The sequence below is a fragment of the Phytoactinopolyspora halotolerans genome (assembly GCF_010550675.1).
Lineage (GTDB): Bacteria > Actinomycetota > Actinomycetes > Jiangellales > Jiangellaceae > Phytoactinopolyspora > Phytoactinopolyspora halotolerans.
Genome location: NZ_JAAGOA010000023.1, coordinates 84,096 through 101,400, shown reverse-complemented (window position 1 = coordinate 101,400; position 17,305 = coordinate 84,096). Strand labels below are relative to the sequence as shown.

At 68.6% G+C, this 17,305-nt stretch carries 16 protein-coding genes; 10 read left to right on the top strand and 6 right to left on the bottom strand.

What is annotated here, in order from left to right; all coding sequences use genetic code 11:
- Positions 1-47: 47 nt before the first annotated feature.
- From G1H10_RS25685 to G1H10_RS25675, 3 genes are all read left to right on the top strand, one after another.
- Complete coding sequence (locus G1H10_RS25685) at positions 48-389, top strand: PadR family transcriptional regulator (RefSeq protein ID WP_163743327.1); 342 nt, start codon at positions 48-50, stop codon at positions 387-389.
- Between the two features lie 58 nt (positions 390-447).
- Positions 448-1,092, top strand: a complete 645-nt coding sequence (locus G1H10_RS25680; protein ID WP_163743325.1) for an HAAS signaling domain-containing protein — start codon at positions 448-450, stop codon at positions 1,090-1,092.
- A gap of 91 nt (positions 1,093-1,183) precedes the next feature.
- On the top strand, positions 1,184-2,104 hold the full coding sequence (locus G1H10_RS25675; protein ID WP_163743323.1) for a polysaccharide deacetylase family protein: 921 nt from the start codon (positions 1,184-1,186) through the stop codon (positions 2,102-2,104).
- Here the strand turns inward: G1H10_RS25675 and G1H10_RS25670 are convergent.
- Entirely contained in the window at positions 2,065-2,895 is an 831-nt protein-coding gene (locus G1H10_RS25670) for a helix-turn-helix transcriptional regulator (protein WP_163743321.1), read from the bottom strand. The genes G1H10_RS25675 and G1H10_RS25670 overlap by 40 nt on opposite strands.
- Before the next feature lie 151 nt (positions 2,896-3,046).
- Between G1H10_RS25670 and G1H10_RS25665 the strand changes: the two genes are divergently transcribed.
- Positions 3,047-3,949, top strand: a complete 903-nt coding sequence (locus G1H10_RS25665; RefSeq protein WP_163743319.1) for a TroA family protein — start codon at positions 3,047-3,049, stop codon at positions 3,947-3,949.
- Positions 3,950-4,000: 51 nt separating this feature from the next.
- On the opposite strand, the gene G1H10_RS25660 is transcribed toward G1H10_RS25665, so the two are convergent.
- A complete protein-coding gene (locus G1H10_RS25660; protein ID WP_163743317.1) occupies positions 4,001-5,215 on the bottom strand; it encodes a S1C family serine protease in 1,215 nt (404 codons plus the stop codon).
- A 188-nt stretch (positions 5,216-5,403) separates the two neighbouring features.
- Positions 5,404-6,402, bottom strand: a complete 999-nt coding sequence (locus G1H10_RS25655; RefSeq protein WP_163743315.1) for a FliH/SctL family protein — start codon at positions 6,400-6,402, stop codon at positions 5,404-5,406.
- 150 nt (positions 6,403-6,552) lie between these two features.
- On the opposite strand from G1H10_RS25655, the gene G1H10_RS25650 reads away from it, so the two are divergent.
- The 3 genes from G1H10_RS25650 to G1H10_RS25640 all read left to right on the top strand — a co-directional run bounded on the left by G1H10_RS25650 (position 6,553) and on the right by G1H10_RS25640 (position 8,777).
- Positions 6,553-7,512 (top strand): TIGR03621 family F420-dependent LLM class oxidoreductase, encoded by a 960-nt coding sequence (locus G1H10_RS25650; RefSeq protein WP_163743314.1) that lies wholly within the window; start codon positions 6,553-6,555, stop codon positions 7,510-7,512.
- A gap of 104 nt (positions 7,513-7,616) precedes the next feature.
- Positions 7,617-8,333, top strand: coding sequence for a GAF and ANTAR domain-containing protein (locus G1H10_RS25645; RefSeq protein WP_163743312.1), 717 nt, complete (start codon positions 7,617-7,619; stop codon positions 8,331-8,333).
- 78 nt (positions 8,334-8,411) lie between these two features.
- Entirely contained in the window at positions 8,412-8,777 is a 366-nt protein-coding gene (locus G1H10_RS25640) for an STAS domain-containing protein (RefSeq protein ID WP_163743309.1), read from the top strand.
- Positions 8,778-8,857: 80 nt separating this feature from the next.
- Here the strand turns inward: G1H10_RS25640 and G1H10_RS25635 are convergent, their stop codons facing one another.
- Both G1H10_RS25635 and bla read right to left on the bottom strand, forming a co-directional pair.
- Positions 8,858-9,013 carry a hypothetical protein gene (locus G1H10_RS25635; protein ID WP_163743307.1) on the bottom strand — a complete coding sequence of 52 codons (156 nt, stop codon included), beginning with the start codon at positions 9,011-9,013 and terminating at the stop codon, positions 8,858-8,860.
- Between the two features lie 298 nt (positions 9,014-9,311).
- Positions 9,312-10,349, bottom strand: coding sequence for a class A beta-lactamase (gene bla / locus G1H10_RS25630; RefSeq protein WP_163743305.1), 1,038 nt, complete (start codon positions 10,347-10,349; stop codon positions 9,312-9,314).
- Positions 10,350-10,508: 159 nt separating this feature from the next.
- On the opposite strand from bla, the gene G1H10_RS25625 reads away from it, so the two are divergent.
- Genes G1H10_RS25625 through G1H10_RS34170 form a run of 3 tightly spaced genes read left to right on the top strand, consistent with a single transcriptional unit; the run spans position 10,509 to position 15,297 of the window.
- The gene (locus tag G1H10_RS25625) at positions 10,509-11,417 is read left to right on the top strand and encodes a LysR family transcriptional regulator (RefSeq protein ID WP_163743303.1); all 909 of its coding nucleotides are present in this window, start codon (positions 10,509-10,511) and stop codon (positions 11,415-11,417) included.
- Positions 11,414-12,391 carry a serine hydrolase gene (locus G1H10_RS25620; protein WP_163743301.1) on the top strand — a complete coding sequence of 326 codons (978 nt, stop codon included), beginning with the start codon at positions 11,414-11,416 and terminating at the stop codon, positions 12,389-12,391. The genes G1H10_RS25625 and G1H10_RS25620 overlap by 4 nt, the downstream gene beginning before the upstream one ends.
- A complete protein-coding gene (locus tag G1H10_RS34170) occupies positions 12,385-15,297 on the top strand; it encodes a helix-turn-helix transcriptional regulator (protein ID WP_163743300.1) in 2,913 nt (970 codons plus the stop codon). Before G1H10_RS25620 ends, G1H10_RS34170 begins: the two co-directional genes overlap by 7 nt.
- Before the next feature lie 134 nt (positions 15,298-15,431).
- Here the strand turns inward: G1H10_RS34170 and G1H10_RS25610 are convergent, their stop codons facing one another.
- Positions 15,432-17,252 carry a glycoside hydrolase family 15 protein gene (locus G1H10_RS25610; RefSeq protein ID WP_163743298.1) on the bottom strand — a complete coding sequence of 607 codons (1,821 nt, stop codon included), beginning with the start codon at positions 17,250-17,252 and terminating at the stop codon, positions 15,432-15,434.
- Between the last annotated feature and the right edge of the window lie 53 nt (positions 17,253-17,305).

The following is a 17,305-nucleotide window of genomic DNA, read 5'->3' as shown; positions in this document are numbered from 1 at the left end:
CGCAGTGCCCCCAGGTGGAGTGGTCGACGCATGGTATCTTGTATCGCATGGTACCTAGTGAGGCCCAGATTCAGACCAATCTCCGTAGGGGAGCATTGGAGTACTGCATCCTGGCACTCCTACGCGGGCGGGAGCGGTACGGCCTCGACATCGCCCGTGATCTGACGCAGGGCACCCTGTTGGCCAGTGAGGGCACGTTGTATCCGCTGCTGTCCCGGCTACGCAAGGGCGGCTTGGTCGCGACGTCGTGGCAGGAGTCCGAGTCGGGACCGCCGCGTCGTTACTACAGCCTGACCGCCGACGGGCACCGGGCGTTGCAGATTTTCGAGGCGACTTGGAAACCGTTCCGGTCCGCCGTGGATGCCGCACTGGCGAGCGGGACGGAGTGAGAACGTGAGGCACCAATCGATAGGGGGTCCGATGGGTAACAGTGCACGGTCAGCCAGGGTGGACCGATACCTCGCCGAGGTGGATGCCGCGCTGACGGAGCGCGGCGTCGTCGACCGAGCAGATATCGTCGCCTCGCTCCGTGAACACATTGAGTCCGCCCTCGGCGAAGACCCGGCGAGTCCGGAAGACGTCGACGAGGTGTTGGCCTCGCTAGGGGATCCACTGGCAATCGCAGCCGAGGCGAGTACAGAGACGCCGCGGTACGTCGTAGCAGCGCGCGACAGCCGGAGATGGGTGGCGCCGTGGATCCCGGCGGCGGTCGTCGCGTTGGTCATGGTTGGAGCGCTGACGTGGGTCTTCTACCTGCCGATACTCGTGCTGCTGGCCGGCGTGGTGCTGTTGTGGGGCTCGGCACTGTGGACGCCGGGGGAGAAGTTGCTCGGCACACTGCTGCTGCCCGCACCGGGTGTGGCGCTATGGGCGCTCGGTGTCGCTGCCTTCACAACGGCGGAGGTGTGCGAGTCGGAGTCGGTCGCCGTCGAGGTCGGGTCGGACGAGACGCCGCCGGTAGAGACGACCTGTACCGGCGGCCTGGCCGTGTGGGAGAACGTGGTGTGGACGGGCCTGCTGGTGGCGGCCGTCGTGGCCGGCGTCGTGGCGGCGGTTGTGCTGTATCGCCGGGGTGTGGCCAGGGCATTGTGACGTCCGGTCGCAGCTCGGAGCCTCGTTCTGCTGTGCTCACGTCCGCCTTCTGGTTGAATCTGACATTGATGTCAGGTCCTAGCGTGTCAGCATGACGAACACGATCACCGACACAACGGAGAACGCCCTCTACCACTACAGCCCGATCACCGAGCGTCCGCCGATCAGCTGGCCGGACGGTAAACGAGTCGCCTTCTACGTCGGCCTCAACGTCGAGCACTTCCTGCTCGACCGCCCGTCCACAAGCATCTGGCCCGGGACGTCCGAGCTGGTCCCGGATGCACTCAACTACGGCTGGCGCGACTACGGTCCGCGGGTGGGTATCTGGCGCATGATGGAGAGCCTGGACCGGTACGGCGTGCGCGCCAGTGTCCTGCTCAACTCTGACGTCGTACACCGCTACCCGCAGATCATCAAAGCCGGCCTGAGCCGGGACTGGGCGTGGCTGGCGCATGGGCGGACCAACTCGATCCTGCAGGCGGGCATGGAACGCGACGAGGAGCGTCGCTTCCTGGCCGAGGTGGTGGGCACGATCGCCGACGCCACCGGTCGCCGCCCGCGCGGCTGGATGGGGCCCGGCCTGACCGAGACGTTCAACACCCCGGCCCTGCTCGCCGAGCTCGGCCTGAGCTACGTGCTGGACTGGACCAACGACGACCAGCCCTACCGGCTCAACGTACCCGGGATGATCAGCGTGCCGTACTCCGTCGAGCTCAACGACCTCATGCTGTTCGGTAACGGCGGAACAGGCGAGCGTTTCCTGCAGGTGGTCAAGGACCAATACGAGCGGCTGCGCACTGACTCGGAGCATAGCGGCCGGGTCATGGCGCTGGCCCTGCACCCATTCGTCACTGGACAAGCGTTCCGGGCGAAGTACTTCGACCAGGCGCTGGAGTTTCTGACTGCACAGCCGGACATCTGGTTGACCACCAGCGACGAGATCGCCGAAGCCTTCCTTGTGGACAGTGCGCCTCAGCGTGGACGCAGACCGGACGGTGCGAAGCCGGTGTAACGCCGGAGCAGCCGGCGGAAGTGGCTGACGTTGGAGTAGCCGACCGCGTAGGCGACGTTCGGCACGCTCTCACGGGTCCGGATCAGCAGCGACTTGGCGCGCTCCATCCGGCGCATCGTGACGAACTCGTGCGGCGCCATGGCCGTCGTTCGTTTGAACGCCCGCGCGAAATGGAACACGCTCAGCGACGCCTCCCGGGCGAGGTCGTCGACCGTGAGCTGGTCTGCCAGCCTGTCGTCGACGTATGTGCCGAGCCGGTCGACGAGTGACCGGCTCAACCGTCCGGGGCGTCGTGGCCGGAGCGGGCGTGGCCGGCAGTACTGCTCGGCCATGTGATCGATCAGCCGGTGCGTGAGCGTGCTGGTGTGCATCGCGTCCGCGCCTGCGCCGTCATGCAGATGGGCGCGTTTGAGGACCCCGGCGATCCCCAGCATGGTGGCGTCGGTGACGGCGGTCGCCTGCTCGATCTCCAGCGCACCGAGGTCAGGCGCGCCGGTGGCGGCACAGAGCAGCTGTGGATCGGGGTAGACCTCGAGGGCCTCGGTGGGCTCCTGCACGTCGGTCCACCGCAGCTCGTGGTGACCGTTGGCGAAGACGGCGCCGGCGGGCACGGTGAGGTAGGTCGGGCGGTTGCCGCCCGCTTCGAAGACGAGTTGCCTGTGCGCGCTGAACGATACGCCGATCTGGTACGGCTTGGTCACGGTCACTCCGTCGCTCGGCGGGAGCCAGTTGTACTCCGAACGCATCCCCGGCCACTCGCGGGTGGAGGCCGTCGGGTGATCGATCCGCATGCCGTTGTCACTCCCGTCGTGTGTGCGTGCATCCCGGTTGAACGATGGCGGATAACGCTCAGAGATTTCTCAGAGCGACGTGCGGCATCGACGTCCGCGATGCCGGACCACTCGACGACGTGTCGCCGGGGTCGGCGGTTACCGTGGAGATGTGCGGACCGTTTCGCTTCTGCCGTCGGCGACGGAGATCCTGTTCGACGTGGGCGCCGGGGACGACGTCGTCGGTGTGACGTTCGAGTGTGACTACCCGCCGCAGGCGCGTACGCGTCGCATCGTGTCAACCAGCGCGCTGCCAGAAGGGCTGTCGCCGGCCCAGATCGACCGGGTGGTCAACGAGCGGATGGCGGCGGGGGAGGATCTGTATCGCCTGGACGAAGGGGCACTCGCCGGCTTGGACGCCGACCTGGTGGTGACCCAGGATCTGTGTGCCGTGTGCGCGGTCGACGTCTCGACGGTGTACGACGCCCTGGAATACCTCGCGTGCCGCGCTGAGGTGCTGACCGTGGACCCGCAGACACTAGATGAGGTCCTCGATTCAATCGTGACGATCGGCGTCGCGACCGGCCGCCGCGATGATGCCGAGAGGTTGCGCTCAGCACTCTCCGGCCGGTTGGAGGTGGTGTGGTCGAAGGTCGCCACCAGACATGCTGTGCCCACGCTGGTGCTGGAATGGACGGACCCTCCGTTCGCACCGGGCCACTGGGTGCCGGACATGGTGGAAGCTGCGGGTGGGATCTGTGTCCTTGGTCGGTCCGGAGAGCGATCGTTCCGGACCGGCTGGGATGATGTCGCCGCCGCGGGCGCCGAGGTGGTGGTGTCCGCGCCGTGCGGGTTCGGCCTTGACGACTCGGCCCGGCTGACCGGTGAGGTGGCGGACCGGATTCCCGATGGCGTCCCGCTCTGGGCGGTGGATGCGAACGCCTCGTTCGCCCGGCCGGGACCCCGGTTGATCGACGGCGTGGAGGCTCTCGCCGGAATCCTGCACCCCGCTGCCGCCGGGGAGCCCAGCCCGGCGTTTGCCCGAAGGCTCGACCTTATGTCCTCGTACGGTTGATGAGGATGTGGGCAACGGCGTCGGCGGCAGAGACGACCTCCGGGTGCGGGGTCAGGCGGCTGGACCTTGGGCGAGCGCGACGGTGGCGGTGTGCGTCTGTCCGGCGGCGTCGGTCCAGGTGATCGTCACCGCGTCGCCCGGCTGGTAGGCGTCCAGCGCCTGGCGCATTTCTTCGCCGGTGGTCACCGTCGTGCCGTCGACCGCCGTGATGGTGTCCCCGGCTCGCAGTCCTGCGTCGGCGGCCGGTGTCCCGGCGATCACGCCGGCGACGATCGATCCGTTACCGGACGACGTGAGTTGGACACCGAGGAAGGCCGGGTAGCCGATGGTGACGGTGTCGGTCTCCGCACCGTCCAGGATGGTGTCCACGATCTCCATCGCGTCGTCGATCGGAACCGCGTACGCGGTGATATCCGTGGTGCCCGCATGGTGAGCGGGTATGCGACCTCTCTCTGAGGCCGCCGTGTTGACCCCGACTACCTCGCCCTCCTCGTCGAGCAGCGGTCCGCCGGAGTCGCCGGACACGATGTCCGCGTCGATCTCGATCAGAGACTCGAGCGTCTCTCCGGGGACGCCGTACGAGCCGGCGGTGGTGATCGTCTGGTCGAGCGCGGTGACCGTTCCCTCAGCTGCCACGAGTTCACCCTGGCCGTAGGCGTTGCCGACCCCGGTGACCGCGTCGCCGACGTTCGGATCGCCGTCGTCGTCGAGGTCGGCCACGGTGAGCCCGGCCGCCTCGCCCAGCTCGAGGACGGCGATGTCGGACGTCGCGTCGCTGCCGACGACGGTCGCGTCGTACGTCTCACCGGTGGTAGGCACGGTGACCTTGACCTCGGTGGAGCCGGCGATCACATGGTTGTTGGTCAGCACTAAGCCGTCCTCGGTGAGGACGATCCCGGTTCCAGCCGACGCGCTCGACGAGTAGCCGTTGACCGTCTCGATGATGACCACGCCGTCTTCCTGTTCATCGGTTGCCTCTGTGACGTCCAGTGATCCGGTGCCCGTGTCGTACGAGCCTCGGTGGGAGTCGAATCCGCCGCGACCGAATGGCAGACCTCGTTCGGGGGAAGCGTCGGGCCGGGCCGTGACGGTGGCGGCCGGTGCTTCGGCGTCATCGGTGGTCGCGGCTGCAGCGGCCCCGGCCGTGACGGTCGAGACGAGCAGTACGCCGGTGAGCGTGCTGGCGGTCAGCCAGCGCTGACGGTCTGGGTGGATGCCGCCCTGTGGCGCGTGCGGTGTGCGCGAGCCAGCAGCCGTGCGGAACATGGAGTGCCTCCGTATCGCCTCGGATGGGATCTGGAATCGAGCTAACCGGGCCAACCCGTGAGATCCCTGTGAAGCACCTGAAGCGAACCGAAGAAATGGGCGATGCGCACCGCCTCGGACGCGAACACGGAGAGGTTTACGCCAGTCGTCATCGCCAGGGCGGCACGCGACCTAGGTGGGGAGGGGAGTTACTGCGAACCGCGGCCGAAGAGGTCGTCTGTCGAGTCAGCGGTGACGGCGTGTTCGAGCCAGGCCTCGAGCTGTCTCAGGTCGGAGCAGTTCAGAATCCGTGCACGTGCGTCGTCCGGGACACCGACCCCGCGTGCGGCGAGAACGGTGAGAATGCTCTTGGCCTCGCCTAGTGCTTCCCCTTCGGCGCGTCCTTCGGCGCGTCCTTCGGCGAGGCCCTCAGCGCGTCCTTCGGCGAGGCCCTCGGCGCGTCCTTGGGCGAGGCCTGCGGCGCGTCCTTCAGCGAGGCCCTCGGCGAGAACCTTGTCTCGCATCCTGCGAAAGAACTCGGTCTTGGGTTCGTGGATATCGTAAACGGCCATGTGTGCCTCCAGGTAACGCCGCGCTTCCTTGGGCAGTGCGACGAGCATGGTTTCAGCGTACAAGAGCGCGTGTTCAGGGTCGAAGGTATTGAGGGCAGTGGTCGCCGCGTCCAGGATGGCGCGGTGGCGGAGATCGCGACCATGGGTGAGAGCGGAGATGATGGCCAACTCTGGTTCCTGTCGCGCTCGAGCTGGGTCGGTCACGACGGGTACGGCTTCGGGACCTACCACCATCGGCTGGATGATATGCCCGGGCCCTAACTCGATAGCTGACCGAGCCCACGTCGCCGTCCGGGCGCGCGGGCACACCACGAGCAGGACCACGGGGCAGTCGAGGCGCGCGTGCAAGTTGGCGACGTAGGTCGGCCACGATCTCTTCTTGTTCTCGTCCTCGTGCAGTTGCACTTCGACGATGACGGCCAGCGCTGGTGTCTCGTCGTCAGCGGCGGTGGTGAAGGTCAGCACCGCATCGGCACGGAATTCGGCTGGCGCCAGGGTAGTGAGGTCGGCGGACGCCACGGTGGCACGTTCATATGCCGGGACGGCAACGTTCAGAGGGCCCACGAGCAGGTCCGTGGCGAGCGCTGGGCGCGCACGGAACATTTCGATCAGACTCTCATGGAGTGTCGAGGGCATGGCTCTGATCGTGTCGGGTAGCATGAGTTTGATGCAAGTAGGCCCAATGAACTGTGGATAACTTGTGTAAGACGATCGCCTGCTCAGCTCCTCGCTGCCGTGTCCGAAAGCCGCCAGCGAGTCGGTTGCGCCATCGCTACCGTCGCAGGCATGACAGAGTCTCATCCCTTTCGATTCGGCGTGATCGGCGAGAACGCACATACGGCGGAGATGCTGGTGCAGACGGCACGGGCGGCGGAGCATCTCGGGTACTCCACGTTTCTGCTGCGCGATCATTTCGTCCGAGAACCCTTCGGCGACCAACTCGCGCCGCTGATGGCGCTCACCGCCGTCGCGTCGGCGACGCAGACGCTGCGGCTCGGCACCCTGGTGCTCGCCAACGACTACCGCCACCCGGTGATGCTGGCTAAGGAGGCCGCGACGCTGGACCACCTGTCGGGCGGGCGTCTGGAACTCGGACTCGGTGCCGGGTGGTTGCGCGACGAGTACGAGCGCGCGGGCATGCCGTTCGACGCGCCGGGCACTCGCGTGGGACGGCTCGAGGAGGCGGTCATGATCGTCAAGAGCCTGCTGAGCGGCCGGCCGACGACGTTCGCCGGCGGCCACTACTGCGTGTCGTCGCTCAGCACATATCCGGCGGCGCACCAGCGGCCACACCCACCCTTGCTGATCGGCGCCGGAAGTGAACGGATGTTGCGGCTTGCCGGCCGGGAAGCCGACATCGTAGGCATCTTGCCGAAGGCCGTACCCGACGGGACGATCTCCGGCGAGTACGCCGAGCGCACGGCGGAGACGACGAAACAGAAAGTCGGGTGGATCCGGGACGGGGCGGGTAGCCGGTTCGACCAGATCGTGCTGTCGATGCTCGTATCGCCGCGCGTCACCGACGACGTTCCGGGTATTGCAGCGGAGTTCGCTGCCCGCCGTGGGTGGGGCCGGCTGGACGCGCGGACCGTGCTCACCATGCCGTCGGTGTTCATCGGCTCGGTCGGGCACATCGCGGACACGATGCGGGCGCGCCGGGAGGAATACGGCTTCTCGTACTACGTGATCTCCGACTCGATCATGGAATCGTTTGCCCCCGTCGTCGAGGAGCTGACCGGCAGTTGAACTGCGGCCGAGCTACAGCAAGGGCGCAAGGGCCGCCACGGGTGTAGCATCCGGGGAAATCACTGCCGCCGGGCGGCAGCGTCGACTGAGGGGGAGGCGCGGTGATGGGTGCGTGGGATCCAGGCGAGTTCGCCGCGATGGCACTGGAGTTGCAGAACGAACCCGACGTGGAACAGACCCTGGAACGCGTGGTCGAATACGCGCGGGAAGCGACCGGTTGTGACGACGCAGGCCTGATGCTCTTGCACGGAGGCGGCCGGATCGAGACCGCGGTCACCACACATCCCCGAGTGGCCGAGTCGGACCGCCTGCAGACGGAGCTGGGGGAGGGGCCCTGCGTGCGGGCGATGTGGGACCAGGACACGTTTCGCGTCGCGGACACGGAGTTGGAGCAGCGCTGGCCGAGGTGGGGCCGCAGAATAGCCGCCTTGGGGCTGCGTAGTGCCATCGGCGTCCGCTTGTTCACCCTGCAGACAACCCTGGGCGCGTTGAATCTCTACGACGAGACGCCAGGCTTCTTCGGAGAGGACGACCTGGAGGTCGCTGAGATCTTCGGCCGGCACGCCTCGGTCGCGCTGGCCGACGCGCGCCAGGAGAGCGGCTTGCGGGAAGCGATCGGTACCCGGCAATTGATCGGCCAGGCTCAGGGGATTCTGATGGAGCGCTTCGGCTTGGACGCAGACCGTGCGTTCGCGTTGTTGCGCCGCTACTCGCGGAACTACAACATCAAGCTCCGGAATGTTGCCCAGCATGTCGTCACCACGCGGGTGCTGCCAGGCGAGCAGCACCGCGCGGGCGGCCCCGATATGCACAGGTCTTGATGCGGGGGCCGCGAATGTGGTTCCCTGGACGAGTGGTCAGGCAGTAGCCACGCGACTCCGAAACCATCGGAGGGTTGGATGCCTGGTCAGGCCAGCGTCACCCGTGTCGACTTCGGCGGCTGCGTCATTATGGCGGCATACGGCCACGTCGACGTCCATCAGATCCGTGCCGGTTGTGCCGCTGCCGGTCATGACCACATCGTGCTGGATCTTCGACAAGCAACCGCCATCCACCCGTCGGCGGCCTCTGCCGTGGCGTCAGTCTGCCGCCGTGTGCACTCGTGCGGCGGCACGCTCTGCATCGTGACCGCGGTGCCGGCTGTCCGCGCGCGGATCGAAGGCGCCGCGCTGACATGCTGCCCGCGGTTCTTCGACGACATCGGGGAGGCGCTCGAGGCCTCCATGACCGCGCGGGAGGCGGCGAGAACGCCGCATCGCACATGAGCAGCACCGTGATGATGCCGATCGGTGAGCCGGATGCGGTCGCGGGGCCACATCGGTGGCCCCGCAGCTGTGTCGGCGTTTCAGGTGAGCAGGTGGAATGCCTTCTTCATGACGGCCGACGCATCGTCCCACGTGGGGAGGGCGTCGATCTGGACGATGGTGTGTCGTAGAGGTTCGGTGTCGTACAGTTCGACCCGCCAGCCGTTGCTGTCGTGGTCGAGGATCCCCCGGATCACGCGTGTTCCTTTCTGAAAACGTTCGTGTTCAAGATCTGACCACAGTGAATTCTGTCACTTCTACGTACCCATGTCGCGTCGAAAGCGTCGGCCGTTCGGTTGGTTCTGGTCGTGCATACGTGCGGTATGTCGACGCGGATACACCGTGCAGTCGCGGGAGCGTAGCGCGCAGAGCCAGCCCACCGGAGGTGCCCACCTTGGCGGCGGGCGCGTCGAGCGTGGCGTCGGCCTGTGGAGAGCGAATCCGCCGCGGACGCCTGTTCGGATCACCGGCGCGGTCGGCGGCCGGCCGCGACACCTAGTGGAGAGCCGCAAGGGCGAGCTCGGCGGCCTCGGCGATGAGCGCGTCGTCGTATTCCGCATCCTCGGCGTCGCGGCTGGAGAGGACGGCCATGACGATCGGATCGTCGCCGGGCGGCCAGATGACGGCGATGTCGTTCCGGGTGCCGTACCCGCCGCCTCCGGAGCGGTCGCCGACCTCCCATCCGTCCGGGACGCCGGCGCGGATCAGCGTGTCGCCGGTCGTGTTCCGGCGCATCCAGTCGATGAGCAGCTCCTGCTTCTCGGCGGGCAGAGCATCGCCCAGCGCGAAGGCGCGGAGATCCGTGGCGAGCGCCCGGGGCGTGCTGGTGTCTCGGATATCGCCCCGGGTCGCCTCGTTCAGGGCCGTCTCCCACCGGTCCACGCTGGTGGTGTCGTCGCCGATCTCCGCAAGGGCACGGTCCAATCCGTCCGGGCCGCCGATCTCCGCCAGCAGCAGGTTGGCGGCGGTATTGTCGCTGAACCGGAGCGCCGCGTCGCACAGTTCGCGCAACGTCATCCCCGTCCGCACGTGCTGCTCGGTCACGGGGGAATGTGCGACGAGGTCGTCCGCGTCGTAGGTGATGACCTCGTCCAGGTCGGCGAGCGAATTCTGGTCCAGCAGCACCGCCGCGGAGAGCGCCTTGTGTGTCGAGGCGTAGGCGAACCGCTCGTCGCTCCGGTAGGTGACCGTGATCTCCGAGCCGGTGTCCACCGCGTACACGCCGAGCCGCGCGTCGAACTCGTTCTCCAGGGCGGCGAACAGGGCGTCCGTGCTCGCCGCCTCCGTGTCTGGGGCTTCCGGGTCTGGCGTCGGTGAGGCAGGCGCGTCGGACTCCGCAGCCCCGGATGTTCGGTCTTCGGATGCCGGCGCCTCGGTTGCCGGTGCCTTGGACGCCGGACTCGCGGAGACGGCCGCCGCCGTGCCGGAGGGCGACGTGTCCGGGGGTTCCCCGGCGGCGGTGCACCCGGTCAAGGCGGCGGCCAGAACGACGGCGGCGATCGCCGTGCGGCGGGGGAGCAGAGTGGCGGGCATGCGGTTCCATTCGTGTCGTGCGTACGTGTTCCGAGCATGGCCCGGGCCGGATCCCATTTCGGCCGGGTCTCAAGCCGTGATCCAGCGTCGCCGACGACGACCCATGCCGTCGAAGACGTTGTCGGCATGTCCGATGCCGAGATGGCATAACGTGAGCTCGTGGATCTTGTGACTGCCTGCCGCGTCTTCGTGAAGGTCAGTGAGCGGGGCAGCTTCACGCTCGGGGCGGCGGCCGCGCGGGTGCCGCAGTCGGTGGCAAGCCGCCGCGTCGCCGCGCTGGAGGCGCATTTCGGTGAGAAGCTGTTCGATCGCAGATCGCGCGGTGCGACGCTGACGCCCTTCGGGCGTGACATGTTGCCCGCCGCTCGGCGACTGGTGCGACTGGCCGAGGCGGTGGAGGACGACGCGGAACGGGCCAGGGCCAGACCGTTGCGCATGGCACTGCCGGACGTGTGTGCACCCGGCGAACTGGCCCGGCTGGTGGCCGCTGCCCGCGCACGCGAGGTTGCTCTGGAGGTGCGCGCCGTACCGCCGGAAGAACGGGCGGAGCTGGTGCGTAGTCTCGACGTCCGGGTCGCGGTCACCGCTGTGCCGCCCGCGGAGGCGCCCTGGATCGTGCCGCTGGGCTTGGCCGGTGTCGCGCCTCCGCCCGCGGACGCGATACGCCTGGAGTCGTTGCGCACGGGCCGGTTCGATCCGGCGGCACCACAGCGGATCTGGATTCAGCCCGAAGACGACGTCCCTCATATCCGGGACCGCCTGCTCCGGGCGCGCGACGCCGCCGGGCTGGCGCCGATGCAGGTCACGGTCGCCGAATCGCTCGTCGCCGCGACAGCCGAGGCATACGCCACGGCCGACCTGCTGTGCTGTTCGGCCGCGCAGGCGTCCGAGCTCGGCTTGCGCTGGCGCCCGATCGGGGCGCTGCGCCTCGCCCGCGGCTACGATCTGGCAGCCGACGCTCCCTCCGACGCGGAGCGCATCCGAGCTCGGCTCTCCGCCGAGCTGGCACGCTGCCTGGGCGTTCCAGCCGGCGACCGGAGCGGCGGACGACCGGCGGTGGCGCGGTGAGCGCCGAGAAGCTGGTTCGGCAACTGCGCGGAGAACTCGACGATGCCGGGCTGCGCGGCTCCGTCCTGGTGCGTGATCTGCATGCCGACGACGAGATCGGTATCGAACCGGACCTGGTGTTCCCGATCGCGTCGCTGGTCAAGATTCCACTGGCCGTCGCGACCCTGGAACGCGTCCGGGCCGGCGAACTAGACGGTGCCAGGCGCATCGAGGTACAGCCGGGCCGGATCCCCGGTGCTGCGCCCACGGGAGTGAGCAAGTTCCGCCACCCGGCTGTCATCGCCGTCGATGACCTGCTGTATCTGAGTATGTCCGTCAGCGACAATGCCGCCGCGGACGCCCTGTTCGAGTTGACCCCGCCCGCCCAGGTCACCTCCATCCTGGGCCGTCTCGGTATCTGCGGAATCAACGTGCGCCATCCCCTCCGCGACCTCACCGACACCCCGGCGGAGCGGTTCGACGACGGCGACGCTGACCTCGCGCAGGCGATCGCGATCGCCGCTGGGACCGGCGGTCGCGGGCATCGGATACCGCAACTGGACATCACCGAGGCGAACGCCGGCTCGGCCCGGGCGTTCGTCGACCTGCTCCAACAGCTGTGGATGCCGTCATCGATCGCGCCCGAGGTCCGCGCCAGGGTGCGGGAGCTGATGGCAGCCAACGTCATCAGACATCGGCTGGCGCCGGACTTCGTCGCCGACGCGTCGACATGGTCCTCGAAGACCGGCACCCTGCTCAACCTGCGCCATGAGGTGGGCGTGGTGGAGCATGCCGACGGTCAGGTCTTCGCGGTCGCCGTATTGACCGAATCCCGCATCGCCGCGATCACCCAGCCGGCTGCCGAGGCGGTGATGGCGCGGGTAGCGCGGAGGCTCCGCGATGAGATCCGCTCGGGCTGGGCACATGTGCGGTCATCGCACGGTGAGACCAGCGCGGAACGGCACGCATCGGCGTCACGGGTGGAAGAATGGTGACTGTGTTAGCGCTTCCATCCGACTCGGAGCTCGTCGGGCGCGCCGATGAGCTCGATCAGCTGCGGTCGTCGCTTCGGCGTGCCGACGCGGGGAGCCCGGTCACCGTCCTGCTCAGCGGCGAGGCGGGCGTCGGCAAGACCCGGCTGGTCACCGAGTTCGGTGCGCAGGCGGCGAAGGCGGGTGCGCGCGTCGTGTTCGGGCAGTGCGTCGAACTCGGAGACAGCGGCCTGCCGTACGGACCCATCGTCGGCGTCATGCGGGAACTGGTCGAGCAGTTCGGCCACGAGCGGTTCATGGAGCTCGCCGGGCCCGGGCGGGAGGTGATCGCGCGGCTGCTGCCGGAACTCGGAACCGCTGCCGGCGCGGGCGGCGGTGACCTGGCGGAAGGACGCGGCCGGCTGCTGGAGATGGTGGCCGTCGTACTGGAGCGCGTGTCCGTGGACCAGCCGTTGGTTCTCGTGCTAGAGGACATCCATTGGGCGGACCGCTCCACCAATGACCTGCTGCGGTTCGTCGTACGCGCGTTGCGGGCGGCGCGGGTGCTGATCGTGTGCACCTTCCGCGGAGACGAGGTGGGCCGCTTCCACAAGCTGCGTCCGGTCCTGGCCGAGCTTGAGCGGCTGCGCAACGTGCAGCGGATCGAGCTGTCGCGGCTCACCCGGCCCGAAGTGGCGGATCTGCTCAGCCGGCTGCTGGGCCGGCAACCCGAGCCGTCCGTCGTCGTCCGGATCCATGAGCGAAGCGAGGGTAACCCGTTCATCATCGAGGAGCTGGTGAGTGCCGGCGCGGACACGTCGTACGACGTTCTGCCCGACTCGCTCCGCGACGTCCTGTTGGTCCGCGGCGAACAGCTGGCGGAGCCTGCCCAGGAGGTCCTGCGGCTGCTGGCGATCGGCGGCAACCGGGTGGAGCACGCGTTGCTGGCCGCGGTGGCGGATCTGGAGGCGACGGCGCTTGATCGGGCGTTACGGGAGGCGCTGTCGGTCGGGGTCATCCGGGTGGACGGCACCGGGTACGCGTTCCGGCACGCCTTGCTGCGCGAGGTGCTGCACGAGGACATCCTGCCGGGCGCGCACACCCGGTACCACGCGCGTTACGCCGAAGCGATCGAAGGCTCGCCGGAGCTGGTGCCGTCGGGTGTGGCGTCGATCGCCGTCGCCCATCATTGGTACAACGCGCGTGAACACGAGCGTGCGTTCCGTGCGACCTTGCGGGCAGCCGACGACGCGGCCCGCGCCTATGCCCACGCCGACGCCCAGAAGATGCTCGAGAAGGCGGTTGAGCTGTGGGATCGTGTGTCCGACCCGGTGGGCGTGTCGGGCGGGGACCGCGCGGCATTGCTGGAGCGCGCCGCGGACGCAGCGAGGGACGCCGGCGAGATGGAGCGGTCGCTGGCGCTCATCGAGGCGGCGCGTGCCGACCCGTCGGTGGCCGGGGATCCGGCGCGATTGGCCACCCTGATGTACCTGCAGGCGAAGGTCGCCGGGGATGTCGGCCGCGGTGAAGCGGTCGATGCCGCACTCGACGCCCTGGAGAACATCGAGTCCGGCCGGGACTCCATGCCGAGGGCGCAGCTGCTCACGATCCGAGCGGTCCGGCACATGCTGGACGGCCAACACGAGAAGTCGGTGGCGGCCTCGATCGAAGGTGCCGCGCTGGCGCAGGCCATCGGGGATCGTGAGCTCGAGTTCCGCAACTACCACGTGCGCGGGTCGTCGCTGGTCCATCTCGGGCGAGTCGAGGAGAGCCTGGCCGCCTTCGAGAAGAGCCGTCGGCTCGCCGACGGCGATCCGCGGACGTTGGTCGGCTACCACATCAACTACTCCGACGCGCTCAATGTGATCGGCCGCTATGCGGAGTCGGCGCGGGTGGCCCGTGCCGGCATCGATCTGGCTCGCGAGGTCGGCGTAGAGCGAAGCCTCGGCACCATGCTCGCCGGCAACACGGCGGAGCCGCTGCTGGCGCTCGGGGAATGGGACGAGGCGGATCGGCTCGTCACCCGGGCGCTGGAGCTGGATCCGCCGGCGCGCCACTACTGGCAGATGCTGATCCTACGGGCGTGGCTGTGTCTGTGGCGGAACGAGCTGTCGCTGGCGTCGCAGGTGCTGAAGGAGGCCCGGGCGCGGACCACGGGACGGCGGGCCGAACCGCAGTACTCCGTCCCGCTGGCCCGCGTCGCCGCCGAGGTCGCACTCGCATACGGGGATCCGGAGACGGCGTGGCGGGAGGTCCGCGCAAGCCTGGACGAGCCGCGGGAGATGCTCGCACCCCTCGACCTGCCGTTGTTGGCCACCGGCGCGGCCGCGCTGGCCGCGATCGCCCGCAGGGGCGGCGACGTGGACGGCACCGATATCGCCCGGGTGCTCTCTCAGGCAGACAGCCACCGCGACTGGGCGACCGCGCCGGTATGGGTGCCCGTCGCGGTGGCCGAGCTGGCCAACGGCGTGGGCGACGATCCGCGGCGCTGGCAGGACGTGCTCGATGCGGTGGCGGCCGCCGGGGGGCCGGCGCACTTGACACCGTACGCGGCATATCGGCGCGCCGAGGCGTTGCTGGCAGCCGGCGACCGTGCGTCCGCAGTGGACGCGCTCAATGCGGCGGCGGAAGCCGCGGCGAGCCTGGGTGCGGAGCTGGTGTGCGGGTGGATCGACGAACTCTCCCGACGGGCGAAGCTCTCGCTTGCGGGCGAGTCGGCAAGCGGCACCACCGACCACGGGCTGACCGCCCGTGAGCGCGAGGTCCTCCGGCTGGTGGCCGCCGGCCGGAGCAATCGGGAGATCGGCGCGGCGCTGTACATCAGCACCAAGACGGCCAGCGTGCACGTATCGAACATCATGGCCAAGCTTGGGGTCAGCAGCCGCGGTGAAGCCGCCGCGGTCGCGCACCGGCGCGGCCTGGGCGCGTAGGTCTCTCAATCCGGTGGCTCCCGGAAGGGAACCGGGCCTTTAAGGCGAACGATGCGTTGGTCGGGCGCGTCGGCCATGTCGGGTCGACCTGTGCCAGGGCGCGGCGGCGAGCCGGTAGGGCCGCGCCGGGAGCTTCAGGATGAATCGTCCGTCGTCGCTCCGCCGCGCCGGTGTGCGGGACCGTGGGTACTGGCTAGATTGAATGCTGTGTTGATCAGCGGGATATGTGACAGCGCCTGCGGATAGTTGCCGACCAGCCTGCCGTTGTCCCGGTCGTATTCCTCTGCCAGCAATCCCACGTCGTTGCGCAGCGACAGCAGCCGCTCGAAGATCGCGCGTCCCGTCGCCACGTCGCCCTGAAGCACGTAGTTGTCGGCCAGCCAGAACGTGCAGGGCAGGAACGCTCCCTCGGTGCCGGTCAAACCATCGATGTCGTGCTGTTCGGGTGTGGTCGGATAGCGATCGACGAACCCGTCGCGCATCAGTTCGCGCTCCACGGCGGCCGCGGTGCCGCGGACGCGCGGGTCTCCGGCCGGAAGGAACCCGACGTCCGGTATCACCAGCAGTGCGGCGTCCAGTTCGCGTGAGCCGTAATACTGGGTGAACGTCTCGCGGTCGGCGTCATAGCCCTTCTCGCACACCTCGTCGAAGATCTCCCGGCGGAGCCGCTTCCACCGATCGATCGGCCCGTCCAGACCGAAGGCGCCGACCGCCTTGACGGCCCGGTCGGCGGCCACCCAGGCCATCACCTTCGAATGTGTGAAATGCCGTTGCGGGCCGCGGACCTCCCATATCCCGTGGTCCGGATCGCGCCAGTGACCTTCCAGGAAATCCATCAGAGCCCGCTGGACGTGCCACGCGTTGGGGTCTGGCGGGATGCCCCGGTCACGGGCTTGATGCAGTGCGTCCATGAGTTCGCCGTAGACGTCGAGTTGGACCTGCTGCGCCGCCAGGTTGCCGACCCGTACCGGTGTGGAGTCCTCGTACCCCGGCAGCCAATCCAGCTCGAACTCGGTCAGCCGGCGCCGGCCGTCGACGCCGTACATGATCTGCATCTGCTCCGGCCGGCCGGCCACCGCGCGCAGCAGCCACTCCCGCCAGTCCCGCGCTTCCTGGTCGTATCCGGCTTCGAGGAGCGCGAGCAGCGTGAACGTCGCATCTCTGATCCAGCAGTACCGGTAGTCCCAGTTCCGGATACCACCGAGGTGCTCCGGCAACGAGGTGGTGGGCGCGGCGACGATTCCTCCGCTGGGGGCGTAGGTGAGCGCCTTGAGGACCACCAGCGAACGCACCACCGCATCCCGGTACGGACCGTCGTAACTGCATCGGCCGGCCCAGTCGCGCCACCAGTCGGTGGTGTGAGCGATGGTGTTCTTCACGTCCAATGGCTCCGCCGCGGCGTTCCACGGCTCGAGCCAGTGCAGCTGGAAATCAACCGCGTCCCCGGCGGCCACGCTGAAATCCGCGGTCGGATGCTCCGGGTCGGAGAGGTCGAACTCGACGTCGGCGTCGACGAGCAGGTGATCCGGTCCGGCGATCAGATCGAGCCTCCCGCCCCGGGTTCGCGCCCACGGCACGATGCTGCCGTAGTCGAAGCGCGGTGCGAGGACTGAGCGCATCGGGACGCGTCCGCGGATACCCTCCACCCGGCGCACTACGTCCGGCCGGTCGGTACGGATCGGCATGCAATCGATGACGCACACGCTGCCGGAGTCGCAGGTCAGCGTGGTCTCCAGCACCAGGCTGTCGCCACGGTAGGCCCGGCTCTCGGTCCGGAACCGCTCACGCGGCGCGAGCGACCACCGGCCGTGCTCCGGGCCGCCCAGCAGCGCAGCGAACGCCGCGCCCGAATCGAATCGCGGCAGGCACAGCCAGTCGATCGAGCAGTCCGTGCTCACCAGCGCGGCGGTGTGTGTGTCACCCAGGAGCGCGTAGTCCTCGAGCGGTCGCGACATGCCTCTCCCATCAGCCTTCGGCTCTCACCACGACCGTACCGATTCAACCGGCC